The organism is Streptococcus infantis (assembly GCF_019929665.1).
GTDB classification, from domain to species: Bacteria; Bacillota; Bacilli; order Lactobacillales; family Streptococcaceae; genus Streptococcus; species Streptococcus infantis_H.
Map to the genome: position 1 here is coordinate 13,480 of NZ_JAHZPZ010000006.1, position 18,668 is coordinate 32,147.

Below are 18,668 nucleotides of genomic sequence, written 5' to 3' on the forward strand. Positions count from 1 at the left end.
GATTTGTCAATCCATATGTTTGCTTAAACTTTTAAAAGTGCTATTTGGGTGTAGATTTTGTTTTTTTAGAAAGAGTTATCTATTTCTTACTTTGTTTGGCTAAAATAATCTTATAGAACTTTTAATTAGATTGTTAAGAAAAAGGATAAGAATATGAAATTTAGAAAAAAACACTACCGCTCACAGATGGATCAGAAGGACTGCGGAGTGGCTTCGTTGGCCATGGTGTTTGGCTATTTTGGAAGCTATTATTCATTAGCACGTCTACGAGAGTTAGCCAAAACGACTATAAATGGGACGACAGCTTTGGGGCTAGTGAAGGCTGCGGAAACATTAGGTTTTGAGCCACAAGCTATTCAAGCAGACATGACTTTATTTGATTCTCCAAATTTAATCTTTCCTTTTGTGGTTCACGTGCTTAAGGACAAAGAATTATTTCATTATTATGTAGTGATAGGGAAGGATAAGCAGAATATCCATATAGCTGATCCAGATCCAGAGGTTAGATTGACAAAACTATCGCGCGAAAGATTTGAAGAAGAATGGACAGGAACAACTATCTTTGTGGCTCCCTCCCCAAATTATCAGCCACATAAGGACAAGAATCAGGATTGGACTTCTTTTCTACCGATTTTGATAAATCAGAAAGGTTTAATCATCAATATCATTTTAGCGACTACTCTAGTAACCTTGATTAATATCGTTGGTTCATACTATCTACAATCTATTATTGATACCTATGTACCAAATCAGACATCTTCGACCCTAAGTGTTATTTCTATATGTCTTGTTATCGTGTATGCCCTTCAGCAGATTTTGTCTTTTGCTCAAGATTACCTATTAATTGTCCTTGGGCAACGTCTATCGATTGATGTTATTTTATCTTATATCAAACATGTTTTTCATCTACCTGTGTCTTTTTTTGCGACTCGACGGACGGGGGAAATCGTGTCTCGATTTACAGATGCCAATAGTATCATAGATGCCTTAGCTTCAACTATTATTTCAATTTTTTTGGATATATCTACGGTATTGATTATTTCCATCATCTTATTTTTGCAAAATAGTAGTCTCTTTTTCATAAGCTTATTGGGTCTTCCCATTTATGCTGTAATTATATTTGTTTTTATGAAGCCTTTTGAAAAAATGAACCGGTATGCCATGGAAGCAAATGCAACTCTATCATCTTCCGTTATAGAGGATATCAATGGGATTGAAACGATTAAATCATTGGCTAGCGAAAAAACACGCTACCAAAAGATTGATAGGGAATTTGTGGACTATCTGAAAAGATCCTTTACTTATAGTAGAGCAGAAAGTCAACAAAAAGCTCTTAAAAAATTTGCTCAACTGCTGCTAAATGTCTGCGTATTATGGATGGGTGCTAATTTCGTTATGGATGGAAAGATGAGTTTAGGCCAGTTGATTACATATAATACGCTTCTTTATTATTTCACCAATCCTTTAGAAAACATTATCAACCTTCAGAGTAAGCTCCAAACAGCTCAAGTTGCTAATAGTCGTCTCAACGAGGTGTATCTGGTCAAATCCGAGTTTGAAGAACAGAAAATGGTAGAGGATTTGAGTATGGTTCAAGGAGATATGACTTTTAAGGGAATTCACTACAAGTATGAATATGGTCAAGATATCTTATCAGATATCAATTTGACAATCAAACAGGGCTCTAAAATAGCTCTTGTAGGGATTTCAGGATCAGGGAAGTCGACCCTAGCTAAGATGATGGTTAATTTTTACAACCCAAATCAGGGAGAAATCAGACTGGGGGATATGAATTTAAATCAGATTGATAAAAAGTCTCTACGCCAACATATCAACTATTTACCTCAACAACCCTATGTATTCAATGGAACAATTTTAGAAAACCTTCTCCTTGGAGCCAAGGAGGGTACGACTCGGGAGGATATACTACGTGCAGTTGAGCTAGCAGAAATTCGTGAAGATATTGAGCGTATGCCCTTGAATTACCAGACAGAATTAACTTCTGATGGGACAGGGATTTCTGGTGGTCAACGCCAGAGGATTGCTTTGGCGCGCGCTCTTTTGACAGATGCCTCTACCTTGATTTTGGATGAGGCGACGAGCAGTTTAGATATCTTAACAGAGAAACGGATAGTAGACAATCTCATGAATCTAGATAAGACCTTGATTTTCATCGCTCACCGTTTGACTATTGCTGAACGGGTGGAGAAGGTTATCGTTTTGGATCGGGGTAAGATTGTAGAGGAGGGGAATCATGCTGACTTGCTTGCTCGAAATAGTTTTTATACTCATTTAGTTAACTGTTAGAAAGGAGAAATAATGCACCTTGATTTTTTAGAAAGTGCGGAATTTTATAATCGACGTTATCATAATTTTTCCAGTCGAGTGATTTTTCCCATGTCACTTCTGGTAGTGTTTACGTTTGGATTTGCAATGTTTGCAGAAAAGGAAATTAGTTTATCTTCGAAAGCTACAGTGGAACCTAGTCGTATCATTGCTAATATCCAGTCAACTAGTAATAGGCGGATGGTAGTTAATTATCTAGAAGAGAACAAACAAGTGCAACGAGGAGATTTACTTGTTCAGTATCAGGAGGTTGGAGATGTGATTCAGTATGAAGCCAATGCTAATCAGTTGGAGAGTTTTAGACATCATCAAAGTAAAACAAGTAACCTTAAGAACAGTACTACACAGCCAAATATAGGTCTCTTTTCTCAGAATTCTTCGACTGTACAAGAGCAGATAGCTGTAGAGCAAGATGATTTAGAAAGAGAAATAGGCAAAAAAAATCAAACTAGCTTACTTGAAAAAGGAACAATAAGAGCCCAGGAAGACGGAGTTCTTTATCTCAATCCTGAAAGGAATCAATCTGCGGTCGTCACAGAAGGAACATTACTGGCTAAATTATATCCACTATTAGATAGAGAAGGGAAAACAAAATTAACAGCCTATCTTAGTTCAAAAGATATTGTGGGAATCAAGATTGGAGATTCTGTACGCTTTACCACGACTAATGGCGCTAATGGTCAAGTGAGGCTTGTTTCTACTATAACTAGTATTGATACAATTGCAACGAGAACTGACCAAGGAAATTTCTTTAAAATAGAAGCGGAAACAAAAATAACTCAAGAACAAGCTGAAAAGCTTAGGTATGGTTTAGAAGGCCACTTACAAATAATCACAGGCAAGAAAAGTTATTTACGCTATTATTTGGATGATTTTTTGAATTGGGAATAATGATCACTTTTTCTTAAATAATATTTAAAAACTGTAATCCTAAAACGATTTACAGTTTTTATAAAACTCAGAAGGGAATACGTTTACGTTCGTAAAACATTTGATTTCTGCTTGTTTTTGTGTTAGAATGAGGCCAAGTAATACGAAAGGCGAATGATAAAATGTCCAGTAAACTTATTTATACGGGAAAAGCTAAAGATATCTATACTACAGAAGACGAACATGTGATTAGGTCCGTTTATAAGGACCAGGCTACCATGCTGAATGGTGCTCGTAAAGAGACTATCGAAGGCAAAGGTGTGCTCAATAATCAGATTTCGTCTCTTATTTTTGAAAAATTGAATGCTGCGGGTGTGGCTACTCACTTTATCGAACGTATCTCTGATACAGAACAACTTAACAAGAAGGTTTCAATCATTCCTTTGGAGGTTGTGCTTCGTAACGTGACTGCGGGTTCTTTCTCAAAACGTTTCGGTGTTGAAGAAGGTTTGGACTTGAAAACTCCAATCGTTGAATTTTACTACAAAAACGATGATTTGGATGATCCATTTATCAATGATGAGCATGTGAAGTTCTTGGATATTGCCAATGATGAACAAATTGCTTATATCAAGGAAGAAACACGTCGTATCAATGAATTGCTGAAAGATTGGTTTGCACAAATTGGTCTTCGTTTGATTGATTTCAAATTGGAATTTGGTTTTGATAAGGATGGCAAGATCATCTTGGCAGACGAATTCTCACCAGATAACTGCCGCCTTTGGGATGCTGAAGGGCACCATATGGACAAGGATGTTTTCCGTAGGGACTTGGGAAGTCTGACAGATGTGTACAAGGTTGTGTTGGAGAAATTGCAGGGATTGAAGTAAAGTTATGCTTGGTCGTCACTACAATCTTTAAGTAGAAATAGATAAAGGAACTAAAATGGATAAACGTATTTTCGTTGAGAAAAAAGCTGATTTTCGTGTCAAATCTGACTCTTTAGTAAAAGAATTACAGCATAATCTTCAGTTGAAAACTTTGAATGATCTTCGTATTGTTCAGGTTTATGATGTTTTTGGTTTGGCAGAGGATTTGTTTGCGCGTGCGGAAAAACATATTTTTTCTGAGCAGGTGACCGATACTGTTTTGGATGAAGCTGAGGTTAAGGCTGATCTTGAGAAGTATGCTTTCTTTGCTATCGAAAGTTTGCCTGGTCAATTTGACCAACGTGCGGCGTCTTCACAAGAAGCTTTGCTTTTGCTTGGTAGTTCAAGTGATGTAACGGTGAATACAGCGCAACTTTACTTGGTTAACAGGGATATTGATGCGAGTGAATTGGAAGCTGTTAAAAATTACCTTTTGAACCCAGTGGACTCTCGTTTCAAAGATATCACTGTTGACATTGCTAAACAGGATTTCTCTGAGTCTGACAAGACCATCCCAAGTTTGGATTTCTTTGAAACTTATACAGCAGAAGATTTTGCTAAGTATAAGGCTGAGCAAGGATTGGCCATGGAAGTGGATGACCTTCTTTTCATTCAAGATTACTTCAAGTCTATTGGACGTGTGCCAACTGAGACTGAGTTGAAGGTTTTGGATACTTACTGGTCTGACCACTGCCGTCACACAACTTTCGAGACTGAGTTGAAGAATATCGACTTCTCAGCATCTAAATTTGAAAAACAATTGCAAGCGACTTATGACAAGTATATTGCCATGCGTGATGAGTTGGGGCGTACGGAAAAACCTCAAACCTTGATGGATATGGCGACTATTTTTGGTCGTTATGAGCGTGCCAATGGTCGTTTGGATGACATGGAAGTGTCTGATGAAATCAATGCCTGCTCTGTTGAAATTGAAGTGGATGTCAATGGTGTGAAAGAGCCATGGCTTCTCATGTTCAAGAACGAAACTCATAACCACCCAACGGAGATTGAACCATTTGGTGGAGCAGCTACTTGTATCGGTGGTGCCATTCGTGACCCATTGTCAGGGCGTTCCTACGTTTACCAAGCTATGCGTATCTCAGGTGCTGGTGATATTACAGCTCCAATTTCAGCGACTCGCGCTGGTAAATTGCCGCAACAAGTCATTTCTAAAACAGCGGCTCACGGTTATTCTTCATATGGGAACCAAATTGGTCTTGCAACAACCTATGTTCGTGAATACTTCCACCCAGGTTTCGTTGCTAAGCGTATGGAGCTAGGTGCCGTGGTCGGTGCGGCTCCTAAGGAAAATGTTGTCCGTGAAAAACCTGAAGCAGGTGATGTGATTATCTTGCTCGGTGGTAAGACTGGACGTGATGGTGTCGGTGGTGCGACAGGTTCATCTAAAGTTCAAACGGTTGAATCTGTTGAAACAGCTGGTGCTGAGGTTCAAAAAGGGAATGCCATCGAAGAACGTAAGATCCAACGTCTTTTCCGTAATGGGGAAGTGACACGTCTTATCAAGAAATCAAATGACTTTGGTGCTGGTGGCGTCTGCGTAGCAATCGGTGAATTGGCTGATGGACTTGAAATTGATCTAGACAAAGTACCATTGAAATATCAAGGCTTGAACGGTACCGAAATTGCCATCTCTGAATCTCAAGAGCGTATGGCTGTGGTAGTTCGTCCAGAAGATGTAGATGCCTTCATTGCAGAATGTAACAAAGAAAATATTGACGCGGTTGTCGTTGCGACAGTGACTGAAAAACCAAATCTTGTTATGCACTGGAATGGCGAAACCATCGTTGATTTGGAACGTCGTTTCCTTGATACAAACGGTGTACGTGTAGTTGTGGATGCTAAGGTAGTTGACAAGGATGTCAAGCTTCCAGAAGAACGCCAAACATCTGCCGAAACCCTTGAAGCAGATACGCTTGCAGTCTTGGCTGACCTTAACCATGCCAGTCAAAAAGGCTTGCAAACCATCTTTGATAGCTCAGTTGGTCGTTCAACAGTCAATCACCCACTTGGTGGTCGTTACCAAATCACACCAACGGAAGCTTCTGTACAGAAATTGCCAGTCCAACATGGTGTGACAACAACTGCTTCTGTTATGGCGCAAGGGTTCAACCCTTATGTAGCAGAATGGTCTCCATATCATGGTGCTGCTTATGCGGTCATCGAAGCAACCGCTCGTTTGGTTGCTGCTGGTGCAAACTGGTCTAAGGCTCGTTTCTCTTATCAAGAATACTTCGAGCGTATGGATAAACAAGCAGAGCGTTTTGGTCAACCAGTAGCAGCTCTTCTTGGATCCATTGAAGCTCAGATTCAACTTGGTTTGCCATCTATCGGTGGTAAGGACTCTATGTCTGGTACCTTTGAAGAATTGACAGTACCACCAACCTTGGTTGCTTTTGGTGTCACAACTGCAGATAGCCGTAAGGTTCTTTCTCCAGAATTCAAAGCTGCTGGTGAAAATATCTATTACATCCCAGGTCATGCTTTGGCACAAGAAATTGACTTTGATCTTATCAAGTCTAACTTTGCTAAGTTCGAAGCTATCCAAGCTAATCATAAAGTCACATCTGCATCAGCTGTCAAATATGGAGGTGTCCTTGAAGCTCTTGCACTTGCAACATTTGGAAACCATATTGGTGCCACTGTAACTCTTGAAAATCTTGAGACTGCCCTGACAGCTCAATTGGGTGGATTCATCTTCACATCTCCTGAAGACATTGCAGGTGCTGCCAAGATTGGACAAACAGCAGCTGACTTTACACTTGCTGTCAACGATGTAACGCTTGATGGACACAAACTTGACAGTGCCTTCCAAGGTAAATTGGAAGAAGTTTACCCAACGGAATTTGCACAAGCAAATGAGTTGGAAGAAGTACCTGCTGTGGCATCAGATGCTGTGATCAAAGCTAAAGAAACAGTTGAGACACCAGTGGTTTACATCCCAGTATTCCCAGGTACCAACTCTGAGTACGATTCAGCTAAGGCCTTTGAAAAAGAAGGGGCTCAAGTCAACTTAGTACCATTTGTCACACTGAATGAAGAAGCGATTGTCAAGTCTGTTGACACCATGGTTGACAATATCGAAAAAGCAAATATCATCTTCTTTGCAGGTGGCTTCTCAGCAGCCGATGAACCAGATGGATCAGCTAAATTTATCGTTAATATTTTGCTTAACGAAAAAGTGCGTGCAGCCATTGATAGCTTCATCGAAGGTGGTGGCTTGATTATCGGTATCTGTAACGGGTTCCAAGCTCTTGTCAAATCAGGTCTTCTTCCATATGGTAACTTTGAAGATGCAAGCAGTACTAGTCCAACCCTCTTCTACAATGATGCCAACCAACACGTGGCTAAGATGGTTGAAACACGTATTGCCAATACGAACTCACCATGGCTTGCTGGCGTGAAAGTTGGTGACATCCATGCCATCCCAGTATCACACGGTGAAGGTAAGTTTGTCGTGACAGCTGAGGAATTTGCGGAGCTCCGTGATAATGGTCAAATCTTTACCCAATATGTTGATTTCGAAGGAAAACCAAGCATGGATTCAAAATACAATCCTAACGGATCTGTCAATGCGATTGAAGGTATCACAAGCAAGAACGGTCAAATCATTGGTAAGATGGGACACTCAGAACGTTATGAAGACGGTCTCTTCCAAAATATTCCAGGGAATAAAGACCAATATCTCTTTGCATCAGCGGTTAAATACTTTACTGGAAAATAGGCTTTGCAGATTTTCTAATAGATAACCATCAGTAAATGTAAAATCAAGTAGATCTAACTTACGACAATTGCAAATGATTTATTGTTGCGAGTGAAACGAGCTTCTGCCGTATCATTCCGCTCTAGTATCGTTAAGGAATGATACACAAATAAAAATTAGGTATAAAAAATGACATACGAAGTAAAATCTCTTAATGAAGAATGTGGTGTTTTTGGTATCTGGGGCCACCCAGACGCTGCCAAATTGACCTATTTTGGACTCCATAGTCTTCAGCACCGTGGTCAGGAGGGTGCAGGAATCCTCTCCAATGACCAAGGGAAATTGAAGCGTCATCGTGATATGGGGCTTTTATCAGAAGTCTTCAAAAATCCTGCGAATTTGGATAAATTGACAGGAACTGGAGCGATTGGGCACGTGCGTTATGCGACTGCGGGAGAAGCTTCTGTAGACAATATCCAACCTTTCCTTTTCCGCTTTCATGATATGCAGTTTGGTTTGGCTCATAATGGGAATCTGACCAATGCAGAATCGCTCAAGCAAGAATTGGAACAAAGAGGAGCGATTTTCAGCTCAACCTCTGACTCTGAAATCTTGGCTCACCTTATTCGCCGTAGCCACAATCCAAACCTGATGGGTAAAATCAAGGAAGCACTCAGTCTTGTTAAAGGTGGTTTTGCTTATCTCTTGATGTTTGAAGATAAGTTAATTGCAGCGCTTGACCCAAATGGCTTCCGTCCTCTGTCAATCGGGAAAATGGCTAATGGAGCAGTAGTGGTTTCATCTGAAACCTGTGCCTTTGAAGTAATCGGTGCTGAGTGGATTCGCGATGTGAAACCAGGCGAGATTGTCATTATTGATGACAATGGTATCCAGTATGACAGCTATACAAACGATACTCAGTTGGCTATCTGTTCCATGGAGTATATCTACTTCGCACGTCCTGACTCCAATATCCACGGAGTCAATGTCCATACGGCTCGTAAGAGAATGGGAGCTCAATTAGCACGTGAGTTCAAGCATGAAGCCGATATCGTAGTCGGGGTGCCAAACTCCTCACTCAGCGCAGCGATGGGCTTTGCCGAAGAATCAGGTCTGCCAAACGAAATGGGTCTCATCAAGAACCAATACACGCAGCGGACCTTTATCCAGCCGACTCAAGAATTGCGTGAGCAGGGGGTTCGTATGAAGCTATCTGCTGTTTCTGGTGTTGTTAAAGGCAAACGTGTGGTTATGGTAGATGACTCCATTGTCCGTGGAACCACTTCTCGTCGCATTGTCCAACTTTTGAAAGAAGCGGGGGCATCAGAAGTACACGTTGCCATCGGGAGTCCTGCTCTTGCCTATCCATGTTTTTACGGGATTGATATCCAGACACGTCAGGAGCTGATTGCGGCCAATCATACGGTCGAAGAGACTCGCCAAATCATTGGTGCGGATAGTTTGACCTATCTTTCGATTGATGGCTTGATTGATTCTATCGGCATCGAAACAGATGCGCCAAATGGCGGCCTCTGTGTGGCTTACTTTGATGGGAAATATCCAACTCCTCTCTACGACTATGAAGAAGACTATCGTAGAAGTTTGGAAGAAAAAACGAGTTTTTACAAATAAAATTCCCCATTGAAGGAAAGGAAAAGGAAAAAACAAATGACAAATAAAAATGCTTACGCGCAGTCTGGTGTGGACGTTGAAGCGGGTTATGAAGTTGTTGAACGAATTAAAAAACACGTAGCACGTACAGAGCGTGCGGGTGTTATGGGAGCTCTTGGTGGTTTCGGTGGTATGTTCGACCTTTCAAAAACAGGTGTTAAAGAGCCAGTTTTGATTTCAGGAACTGACGGTGTTGGAACCAAGCTCATGCTAGCTATCAAGTACGACAAACACGATACTATCGGTCAAGACTGTGTGGCTATGTGTGTCAACGATATCATCGCTGCAGGTGCTGAGCCCCTTTACTTCCTTGACTACGTAGCAACTGGTAAAAATGAACCAGCTAAGCTAGAACAAGTGGTTGCTGGTGTGGCTGAAGGTTGTGTACAAGCAGGTGCGGCCCTCATCGGTGGGGAAACTGCTGAAATGCCTGGTATGTATGGTGAAGACGACTATGACTTGGCTGGTTTCGCAGTCGGTGTTGCAGAAAAATCTCAAATCATCGACGGTTCAAAGGTAGCAGAGGGAGACGTCCTTCTCGGACTTGCTTCCAGTGGTATTCACTCAAATGGTTACTCACTCGTGCGTCGCGTCTTTGCCGATTATACAGGTGAAGAAGTCCTCCCAGAATTGGAAGGCAAAAAACTTAAAGACGTTCTTTTGGAGCCAACTCGTATCTACGTTAAAGCTGTTCTGCCACTGATCAAAGAAGAATTGGTGAATGGTATTGCCCACATCACAGGTGGTGGTTTCATCGAAAATGTACCTCGTATGTTCGCGGATGATTTGGCGGCTGAAATTGACGAAAGCAAAGTCCCAGTTCTTCCAATTTTCAAAGCTCTTGAAAAATATGGTCAAATCAAACACGAAGAAATGTTTGAAATCTTCAACATGGGTGTCGGTCTTATGCTTGCGGTTAAACCAGAACATGTGGAACGTGTCAAGGAACTTCTTGACGAACCTGTGTATGAAATCGGTCGGATTGTCAAGAAGACAGATGCAAGTGTGGTGATTAAATAATGGCTAAAAGGATTGCTGTTTTTGCCTCTGGCAACGGCTCAAACTTTCAGGTGATTGCAGAACAATTTCCAGTAGAATTTGTCTTTTCAGATCACCAGGATGCCTATGTCTTAGAACGTGCCGAAAAGCTAGGGGTTTTATCTTATACCTTTGAACTTAAAGAGTTTGAGAATAAGGCAGACTATGAAGGAGCCGTCGTCGAACTCTTAGATGAGCACCAGATTGACTTGGTTTGTCTCGCAGGCTATATGAAAATCGTTGGCCCAACTTTACTAGCAGCTTATGAAGGCCGTATCATCAATATTCACCCAGCTTTTCTCCCTGAATTTCCAGGCGCTCATGGTATTGAGGATGCTTGGAATGCAGGTGTGGACCAGTCTGGTGTGACCATTCACTGGGTGGATTCTGGTGTTGATACCGGTAAGGTCATCAAACAAGTCCGTGTGCCACGCCTTGAAGAGGATACCCTTGATACTTTCGAGACTCGCATCCACGAAACAGAGTACAAACTCTATCCAGAAGTTTTGGATAGTTTGGGGGCTGCACGAAAATAAGGAAGCCCTCGAGCTGAAAGAAAATTTTCGACTGTAGCAAAGAAAGAACTTTTTTAAAAAGGAAAAGAAAGAACATGACTAAACGCGCACTAATTAGTGTCTCAGATAAAGCGGGCATCGTTGAATTTGCCCAAGAACTCAAAAAACTTGGTTGGGATATCATCTCAACAGGTGGGACCAAGGTTGCCCTTGACAATGCTGGTGTTGACACCATTGCTATCGATGATGTGACTGGTTTCCCAGAAATGATGGACGGCCGTGTCAAGACTCTCCATCCAAATATTCACGGTGGTCTCCTCGCTCGTCGTGACTTGGATAGCCACTTGGAAGCGGCCAAGGATAACAAAATCGAATTGATTGACCTTGTAGTGGTCAATCTCTATCCTTTCAAGGAAACCATTCTCAAACCAGATGTGACCTACGCTAACGCGGTTGAGAACATCGATATCGGTGGGCCATCTATGCTTCGTTCAGCAGCGAAAAACCACGCTAGCGTAACGGTTGTGGTAGACCCTGCTGACTATGCTGTTGTGCTTGACGAATTGGCAGCTAATGGCGAAACAAGCTATGAAAATCGCCAGCGGTTGGCAGCGAAAGTATTCCGCCACACAGCGGCTTATGATGCCTTGATTGCAGAATACTTCACAGCTCAAGTGGGTGAAACAAAACCTGAAAAACTCACTTTGACTTATGACCTCAAGCAACCTATGCGTTACGGGGAAAACCCTCAACAAGATGCAGACTTCTACCAAAAAGCTTTGCCAACGGATTACTCTATTGCATCCGCTAAACAATTGAACGGCAAAGAATTGTCCTTCAACAATATCCGTGACGCTGATGCTGCTATCCGTATTATCCGCGATTTCAAAGAACGTCCAACCGTTGTGGCTCTCAAACACATGAACCCGTGCGGTATCGGTCAGGCTGATGACATCGAGACTGCTTGGGACTACGCTTATGAGTCTGATCCAGTGTCTATCTTTGGTGGAATCGTCGTTCTTAACCGTGAGGTAGATGCTGCGACAGCTGAGAAGATGCACGGCGTTTTCCTTGAAATCATCATCGCACCAAGCTATACGGATGAAGCGCTAGCCATTTTGACCAACAAAAAGAAAAACTTGCGCATTCTTGCCTTGCCATTTGACGCACAAGATGCTAGTGAAGTAGAAGCAGAATACACAGGTGTTGTCGGTGGACTCCTCGTTCAAAACCAAGACGTGGTCAAAGAAAGCCCAGCTGACTGGCAAGTGGTAACCAAACGCCAACCAACTGAGACAGAAGCGACTGCCCTTGAGTTTGCTTGGAAAGCTATCAAGTATGTCAAATCAAACGGAATCATTGTAACCAATGACCACATGACACTTGGTGTCGGTCCTGGTCAAACCAACCGTGTGGCTTCCGTCCGTATCGCCATTGATCAAGCTAAAGACCGCCTTGACGGTGCTGTCCTTGCTTCGGATGCCTTCTTCCCATTTGCGGATAACGTGGAAGAAATCGCAAAAGCAGGTATTAAGGCCATCATCCAGCCAGGGGGGTCAGTCCGTGACCAAGAGTCTATCGAAGCTGCTGATAAATACGACTTGACTATGGTCTTCACAGGCGTGAGACATTTTAGACATTAAGAAAATAAAAGGGAAGAAAACAGTTTCTTTCCTTTTTTTGCTTTAAAAGCGAAACGAAACAAGATTAAAACGAACGTTTATGGTATAATATTAGTAAATAATTCGCAAAAGAGGTTGAAAGATGAAGCTGTTAGTTGTCGGCTCGGGTGGTCGTGAACATGCCATTGCTAAGAAGTTGATTGAGTCAAAAGACGTTGAAAAGGTTTTTGTAGCTCCTGGGAATGACGGGATGACTCTGGATGGTCTGGAGTTGGTAGATATCTCTATTTCCGAACATTCTAAATTAATTGAGTTTGCAAAAGTGAATGATATCGCTTGGACCTTTATCGGTCCAGATGATGCCCTTGCTGCTGGAATCGTGGATGATTTCAATGCAGCTGGTCTCAAAGCCTTTGGTCCGACAAGATTGGCAGCGGAGTTGGAGTGGTCCAAGGATTTTGCTAAGGAAATCATGGTCAAGTACGGCGTTCCGACAGCAGCCTATGGGACCTTCTCAGATTTCGAGGAAGCCAAGGCCTATATCGAAGAAAAAGGCGCTCCAATCGTAGTCAAGGCAGACGGTTTGGCGCTTGGGAAAGGTGTCGTCGTTGCTGAAACGGTTGAGCAAGCGGTCGAAGCCGCTCACGAGATGCTTTTGGACAATAAATTTGGTGACTCAGGTGCGCGTGTAGTTATCGAGGAGTTTCTTGCAGGTGAGGAATTTTCTCTCTTTGCCTTTGTTAATGGGGACAAGTTCTACATCATGCCAACAGCTCAGGACCACAAACGTGCCTATGATGGCGACAAAGGTCCTAACACTGGTGGTATGGGAGCATATGCGCCAGTTCCCCACTTGCCACAGAGCGTGGTTGACACAGCGGTTGACACCATTGTCAAGCCAGTCCTCGAAGGCATGATTAAAGAAGGTCGTCCTTATCTTGGTGTACTTTATGCCGGTCTTATCTTGACAGCTGATGGGCCCAAAGTCATCGAGTTCAACGCTCGTTTTGGAGATCCTGAAACTCAAACCATCTTGCCTCGTTTGACATCTGATTTTGCGCAAAATATCACTGATATTTTGGATGGCCAAGAGCCAGCCATCACTTGGACGGACAAGGGTGTTACACTGGGCGTAGTTGTAGCATCAAAGGGCTACCCATTAGACTATGAAAAGGGTGTCAAGCTTCCAGCCAAGACAGAAGGCGACATCATCACTTACTATGCTGGTGCTAAATTCGCTGAAAACGACCAAGACCTCCTCTCAAACGGAGGACGTGTCTACATGCTCGTCACAACAGCAGACACCGTCAAAGACGGCCAAAACATTATCTACAACCAACTTAACAAACAAAACACAGAAGGCCTCTTTTACCGAACAGATATCGGAAGCAAGGCGATTCGATAAAGATATAAGAAAAAGCGACTGAGTCGCCAAACTCGATAATGGTCGCCGTGGTGAAAAGACCAGAACAGTATCTGTTCTGGTCTAGGGAAAATTTGAGACCTTAGGCTCAAATTTTAGGAATGAAACCGAAGGTTTGCTTACGTCTGCACTACATTAGACGATTATTAAAAAAGGAGAAGAAATGAAACCAGTAATTTCCATCATCATGGGCTCCAAATCCGACTGGGCAACCATGCAAAAAACAGCAGAAGTCCTAGACCGCTTCGGTGTAGTCTACGAAAAGAAAGTTGTCTCTGCCCACCGCACACCTGACCTCATGTTCAAACATGCCGAGGAAGCACGGAGTCGCGGTATCAAGGTCATTATTGCAGGTGCGGGTGGCGCTGCTCACTTGCCAGGTATGGTAGCTGCCAAAACAACCCTTCCTGTCATCGGTGTACCAGTCAAATCACGTGCCCTTAGTGGCGTGGATTCTCTTTACTCGATTGTTCAGATGCCGGGTGGCGTGCCTGTTGCGACCATGGCTATTGGTGAAGCAGGTGCGACCAATGCGGCCCTCTTTGCCCTCCGTCTCCTTTCAGTAGAGGATCAGGCTATTGCGACAGCATTGTCAGATTTCGCAGAAGAACAAGGAAAAATCGCAGAGGAGTCTACAAATGAGCTCATCTAAAACAATCGGAATTATCGGTGGTGGTCAGCTGGGTCAAATGATGGCCATTTCTGCTATCTACATGGGCCACAAGGTTATCGCGCTGGATCCTGCGGTGGATTGCCCGGCCTCTCGCGTAGCGGAAATCATAGTGGCGCCTTATAATGATGTGGATGCCCTTCGTCAGTTGGCGGAGCGCTGTGATGTCCTCACTTATGAGTTTGAGAATGTCGATGCTGACGGTTTGGATGCCGTTATCAAAGACGGTCAGCTCCCACAAGGAATAGACCTACTTCGCATTTCCCAAAACCGGATTTTTGAGAAGGACTTTCTTTCCAATAAGGCTCAAGTCACTGTGGCCCCATACAAGGTCGTGACTTCAAACCAAGACTTGGCAGATATTGACCTATCGAAAAACTATGTTCTCAAGACTGCGACTGGTGGCTATGATGGGCATGGACAAAAGGTCATTCGCTCAGAAGCAGATTTAGAAGAAGCTTATACGCTAGCGGATTCAGCAGATTGTGTTTTAGAAGAATTCGTCAATTTCGACCTTGAAATTTCTGTCATTGTGTCTGGGAATGGTAAGGATGTGACGGTTTTCCCCGTTCAGGAAAATATTCATCGCAACAACATTCTTTCAAAAACCATTGTACCTGCTCGTATTTCTGATAGTCTAGCAGAAAAAGCCAAAGTCATGGCAGTACGAATCGCAGAACAACTTAACTTGTCTGGAACTCTTTGCGTGGAAATGTTTGCGACGGCTGATGATATCATCGTCAACGAAATTGCACCACGCCCACACAATTCAGGCCACTACTCGATTGAAGCCTGTGACTTCTCGCAGTTTGATACCCATATTCTCGGTGTTCTGGGAGCACCATTGCCAACTATCCACCTGCATGCCCCAGCCGTCATGCTCAATGTCCTCGGCCAGCATGTCGAGGCCGCTGAAAAATATGTCACAGAAAATCCAAGCGCCCACCTCCACCTGTATGGTAAAATAGAAGCAAAGCACAACCGAAAAATGGGACATGTGACTTTGTTTAGTGATGCGCCAGATAGTGTGGTTGAGTTTGGGAGAGGGATTGATTTTTAGAGATAAATATGAAATTTGAGGTGGAGTTATTAACTAAAAATATTAGCATTGTCAAACTTGATGAATTATTTCGTAGTTCAGAGATAATTAGTATTATTTCTAGTAACCACGGTGAAGTTGGTGATAAGAATGTAGGGGAGTATTCGATTGACTATAAGTGTTCTTATAAAAATGACGAATTTACGATAAATACCCAACAATATAGAAGTGGAATAGTCGAAATTTCACTTAGTTATGAATATAGTAATTATAAATTGAAGTCGGCAAAAAAATTTGATAAGTTTCTTTCAAAGTTTAGAGAATTTTTAGGAAAAAATCATTTGAAGTATTCAATTCTATCTAATAGTTTGTCTATGTATTTTTCGAATAGGCTTTATCCTAAATTTCAAGTATATGAATCACTATTACGGAAAATTTTTGTATTAGCTTTGTCTCCGCTCGAGGACGAGGATATCGTAAGAATTATCAAGGAAAAGACTAATGATAAATTAGATTTATCAAAAATTCATACAATAGAGCATATTGAAAGACTGCAGGTAGCTGAACTCCATGCATTAATATTTGAAATAAATATAAATCCAGTTAATGACTTAACTATTCATTTTAAAGATTTTCAAAGTAAAAATGACCATATTCTGAAAGAAATGATAAGAAATTCGCTTCCAATCACTATATGGGAAAAACATTTTACACCATTCACTAATAGTGAAGAAGTTGATGTACTCAAAAATAACTACGATAGAATAAGAGAGTACAGAAATGATGTTATGCATTTTCACACACTAACCTATAGACGTTACAAAAAAATAGATTTGTTGTTGTCAGATGTAATTAAAGAATTAGAAGAGTTTGAATATAGTATGCTCGAGAAATGGGATTTTGAAGCAACTAGAAAACTTACAAATGATATTTTTGATCAGGAGTTTCTGGCTAGCTTATCATCTTTATCTAAAACAGTATCAGAAGTAATAAGACCAGCAATGGATAGGTTTTATGCTAACAATCTTGCTTTTAATAATGCGATCAAATCTATGATGGAAGTGTTCCATAATATTCAAATACCTAAAATAGATTCTGGAATATTAAAGTCTATTCAAGGGCTATCTGATACTATTGGGCATTTAGATTTACCAAGCCCACTTAATGAACCTGATAGTGAAGAGAAGGATGAAGAATAGGTCTATCAATTTTGAAGCACAAAATTTTCTAATTTGGCTATTATTTCATCTCATCTAATCGTTTGATGTTTCTTAGTAAAGAGATTGGTGTAAAAATTAAAAATTGCTATTATAAAGAAAAGATACAGGGAATAGATTTTTAATGGAAAATTTTTTTTTAGATTTTAGATTGATAAATAATTTGTTGTTGCCATCAATTAATTATGTATCTAAAAATGATTTGAAAAAAAGAGATTCTTTAAGCATTTTATATGGAATTCTTTTTTTAATATTTGCATGCATATTTTTAGTTGTAGTTTATCAGCAGATAAAACCGTTTATTTTACAGCCAGCAGTAGCGTTTGCTAATCTATACTTTATAATAGATGCAATATTTTCAGGGAAGAATGAGTTTCTACAATATGTACCATCAACTCAGAATGCAGATTCTCTCAAATTATTTTCTGAAATAATTTTTGATGAGTTAGCTTTGCTTTTTAAGATGTTGTTTCCAATGATAATTTCAATGGTTACAATGTTCTTGTTTAAGAAACAAAATTTTGAGTCGAAAGTATTTATTGCAATCTCAACAATACTAATTTATACTCTAATCTTTGGAGTTTATTTTCAAGCAATGTTAATTATTGTTTTATTTGGTATTTTAATTATTTTTCATCCTATTGGAAATGGTAAATATTATACTGTTGTGCAATATTTAAATTATTTTGAAGAAATCATTTACAATTGGTGGGGGAGTCGTACAAAAAATAAAAAGAGTATAAATAAAATCATATTTTTCATTTTTCTTTTCATTTTTCTTTTCATAACTATGAGTTATTGTCTGTTCAAATCATTTCCAGCCTTAGGGGTAGATTTGTCTTTACTTCTAACTTTATTAGTAATATTTATTATATGGGTCTATACTGGAAGTGCTAGCAAAGAAATGAAATTATTAAAAAAAATACTTATTTATAGTATATTTTTTGGATTTACTTTAATTGGGAATTTAGAAATCGGTTCTGATGTTTTAAAAATACCAGTATTATTTATTACTTTATTCTTTGGATTAGATCGGATTATTGCATTGTCAAAAGAAATGAAGGAAATAATTGTTGAAAAAAGTATATTGTATTATTATGAATACGAAACTATAGACAAATTACTTTTAATAAAAGAACTAATAAATATTGATATTTTACATGAAGTAGACGTGACTGAACTAGAGTTGGCAAAACAAATAGCTATTAGAATTAAACTGGGTCTCTACCAAGAAGTTCTAAAATTATCAGATATTTATAAGGACAGAGAGTTTCAAAACTATCGTCAATTTGTAGAAGGAAATATTTTTTTCCTAACTTTTGATGAAACAACTTTTGATGATGCAGATTCTTTAAAATCTTTAAAAGAAAGACTGTCCAATATACTTGAATTAGAAGGACAAAATATTATTTTGCCAGAGTTATATGAAATATATGCAATAGTATTATTTAAATTAGAACGATTTAATGATTCTATAGTATATTTTAAGGAAAATATAATGTATATGAGCGAAGAATCGAGACTAATGTATATTGAAGCATGTGAACAAGTTGGAGATATCAAACAAGCTGAATATATACGTCGAAACTATTAATGATGGAATTAAA

The 18,668-nt window shown here is 40.4% G+C and carries 13 protein-coding genes; all 13 read left to right on the forward strand.

Annotated elements, in window-relative coordinates; genetic code table 11:
- Positions 1-153: 153 nt before the first annotated feature.
- The 13 genes from comA to K1I61_RS08190 all read left to right on the forward strand — a co-directional run bounded on the left by comA (position 154) and on the right by K1I61_RS08190 (position 18,655).
- The gene (gene comA / locus K1I61_RS08130) at positions 154-2,307 is read left to right on the forward strand and encodes a peptide cleavage/export ABC transporter ComA (protein ID WP_223334681.1); all 2,154 of its coding nucleotides are present in this window, start codon (positions 154-156) and stop codon (positions 2,305-2,307) included.
- Positions 2,308-2,319: 12 nt separating this feature from the next.
- On the forward strand, positions 2,320-3,237 hold the full coding sequence (locus tag K1I61_RS08135; protein ID WP_223334683.1) for an HlyD family efflux transporter periplasmic adaptor subunit: 918 nt from the start codon (positions 2,320-2,322) through the stop codon (positions 3,235-3,237).
- 161 nt (positions 3,238-3,398) lie between these two features.
- The gene (gene purC, locus K1I61_RS08140; protein ID WP_223334685.1) at positions 3,399-4,106 is read left to right on the forward strand and encodes a phosphoribosylaminoimidazolesuccinocarboxamide synthase; all 708 of its coding nucleotides are present in this window, start codon (positions 3,399-3,401) and stop codon (positions 4,104-4,106) included.
- A gap of 55 nt (positions 4,107-4,161) precedes the next feature.
- Complete coding sequence (locus tag K1I61_RS08145) at positions 4,162-7,887, forward strand: phosphoribosylformylglycinamidine synthase (protein WP_223334687.1); 3,726 nt, start codon at positions 4,162-4,164, stop codon at positions 7,885-7,887.
- A 168-nt stretch (positions 7,888-8,055) separates the two neighbouring features.
- The gene (gene purF, locus K1I61_RS08150) at positions 8,056-9,498 is read left to right on the forward strand and encodes an amidophosphoribosyltransferase (RefSeq protein WP_223334689.1); all 1,443 of its coding nucleotides are present in this window, start codon (positions 8,056-8,058) and stop codon (positions 9,496-9,498) included.
- A 36-nt stretch (positions 9,499-9,534) separates the two neighbouring features.
- Entirely contained in the window at positions 9,535-10,557 is a 1,023-nt protein-coding gene (purM, locus tag K1I61_RS08155; protein WP_223334692.1) for a phosphoribosylformylglycinamidine cyclo-ligase, read from the forward strand.
- Positions 10,557-11,111 carry a phosphoribosylglycinamide formyltransferase gene (purN, locus tag K1I61_RS08160; RefSeq protein WP_223334694.1) on the forward strand — a complete coding sequence of 185 codons (555 nt, stop codon included), beginning with the start codon at positions 10,557-10,559 and terminating at the stop codon, positions 11,109-11,111. The genes purM and purN overlap by 1 nt, the downstream gene beginning before the upstream one ends.
- Positions 11,112-11,185: 74 nt before the next feature.
- Positions 11,186-12,733, forward strand: a complete 1,548-nt coding sequence (gene purH / locus K1I61_RS08165) for a bifunctional phosphoribosylaminoimidazolecarboxamide formyltransferase/IMP cyclohydrolase (RefSeq protein WP_223334696.1) — start codon at positions 11,186-11,188, stop codon at positions 12,731-12,733.
- 121 nt (positions 12,734-12,854) lie between these two features.
- Positions 12,855-14,117 carry a phosphoribosylamine--glycine ligase gene (gene purD / locus K1I61_RS08170; RefSeq protein WP_223334698.1) on the forward strand — a complete coding sequence of 421 codons (1,263 nt, stop codon included), beginning with the start codon at positions 12,855-12,857 and terminating at the stop codon, positions 14,115-14,117.
- Positions 14,118-14,298: 181 nt separating this feature from the next.
- A complete protein-coding gene (gene purE / locus K1I61_RS08175) occupies positions 14,299-14,787 on the forward strand; it encodes a 5-(carboxyamino)imidazole ribonucleotide mutase (RefSeq protein ID WP_223334700.1) in 489 nt (162 codons plus the stop codon).
- Positions 14,774-15,865 carry a 5-(carboxyamino)imidazole ribonucleotide synthase gene (purK, locus tag K1I61_RS08180; protein ID WP_263284890.1) on the forward strand — a complete coding sequence of 364 codons (1,092 nt, stop codon included), beginning with the start codon at positions 14,774-14,776 and terminating at the stop codon, positions 15,863-15,865. The genes purE and purK overlap by 14 nt, the downstream gene beginning before the upstream one ends.
- An 8-nt stretch (positions 15,866-15,873) precedes the next feature.
- Positions 15,874-17,043, forward strand: a complete 1,170-nt coding sequence (locus K1I61_RS08185) for a hypothetical protein (RefSeq protein WP_223334703.1) — start codon at positions 15,874-15,876, stop codon at positions 17,041-17,043.
- Positions 17,044-17,185: 142 nt separating this feature from the next.
- A complete protein-coding gene (locus K1I61_RS08190) occupies positions 17,186-18,655 on the forward strand; it encodes a hypothetical protein (protein ID WP_223334705.1) in 1,470 nt (489 codons plus the stop codon).
- Positions 18,656-18,668: the final 13 nt, after the last annotated feature.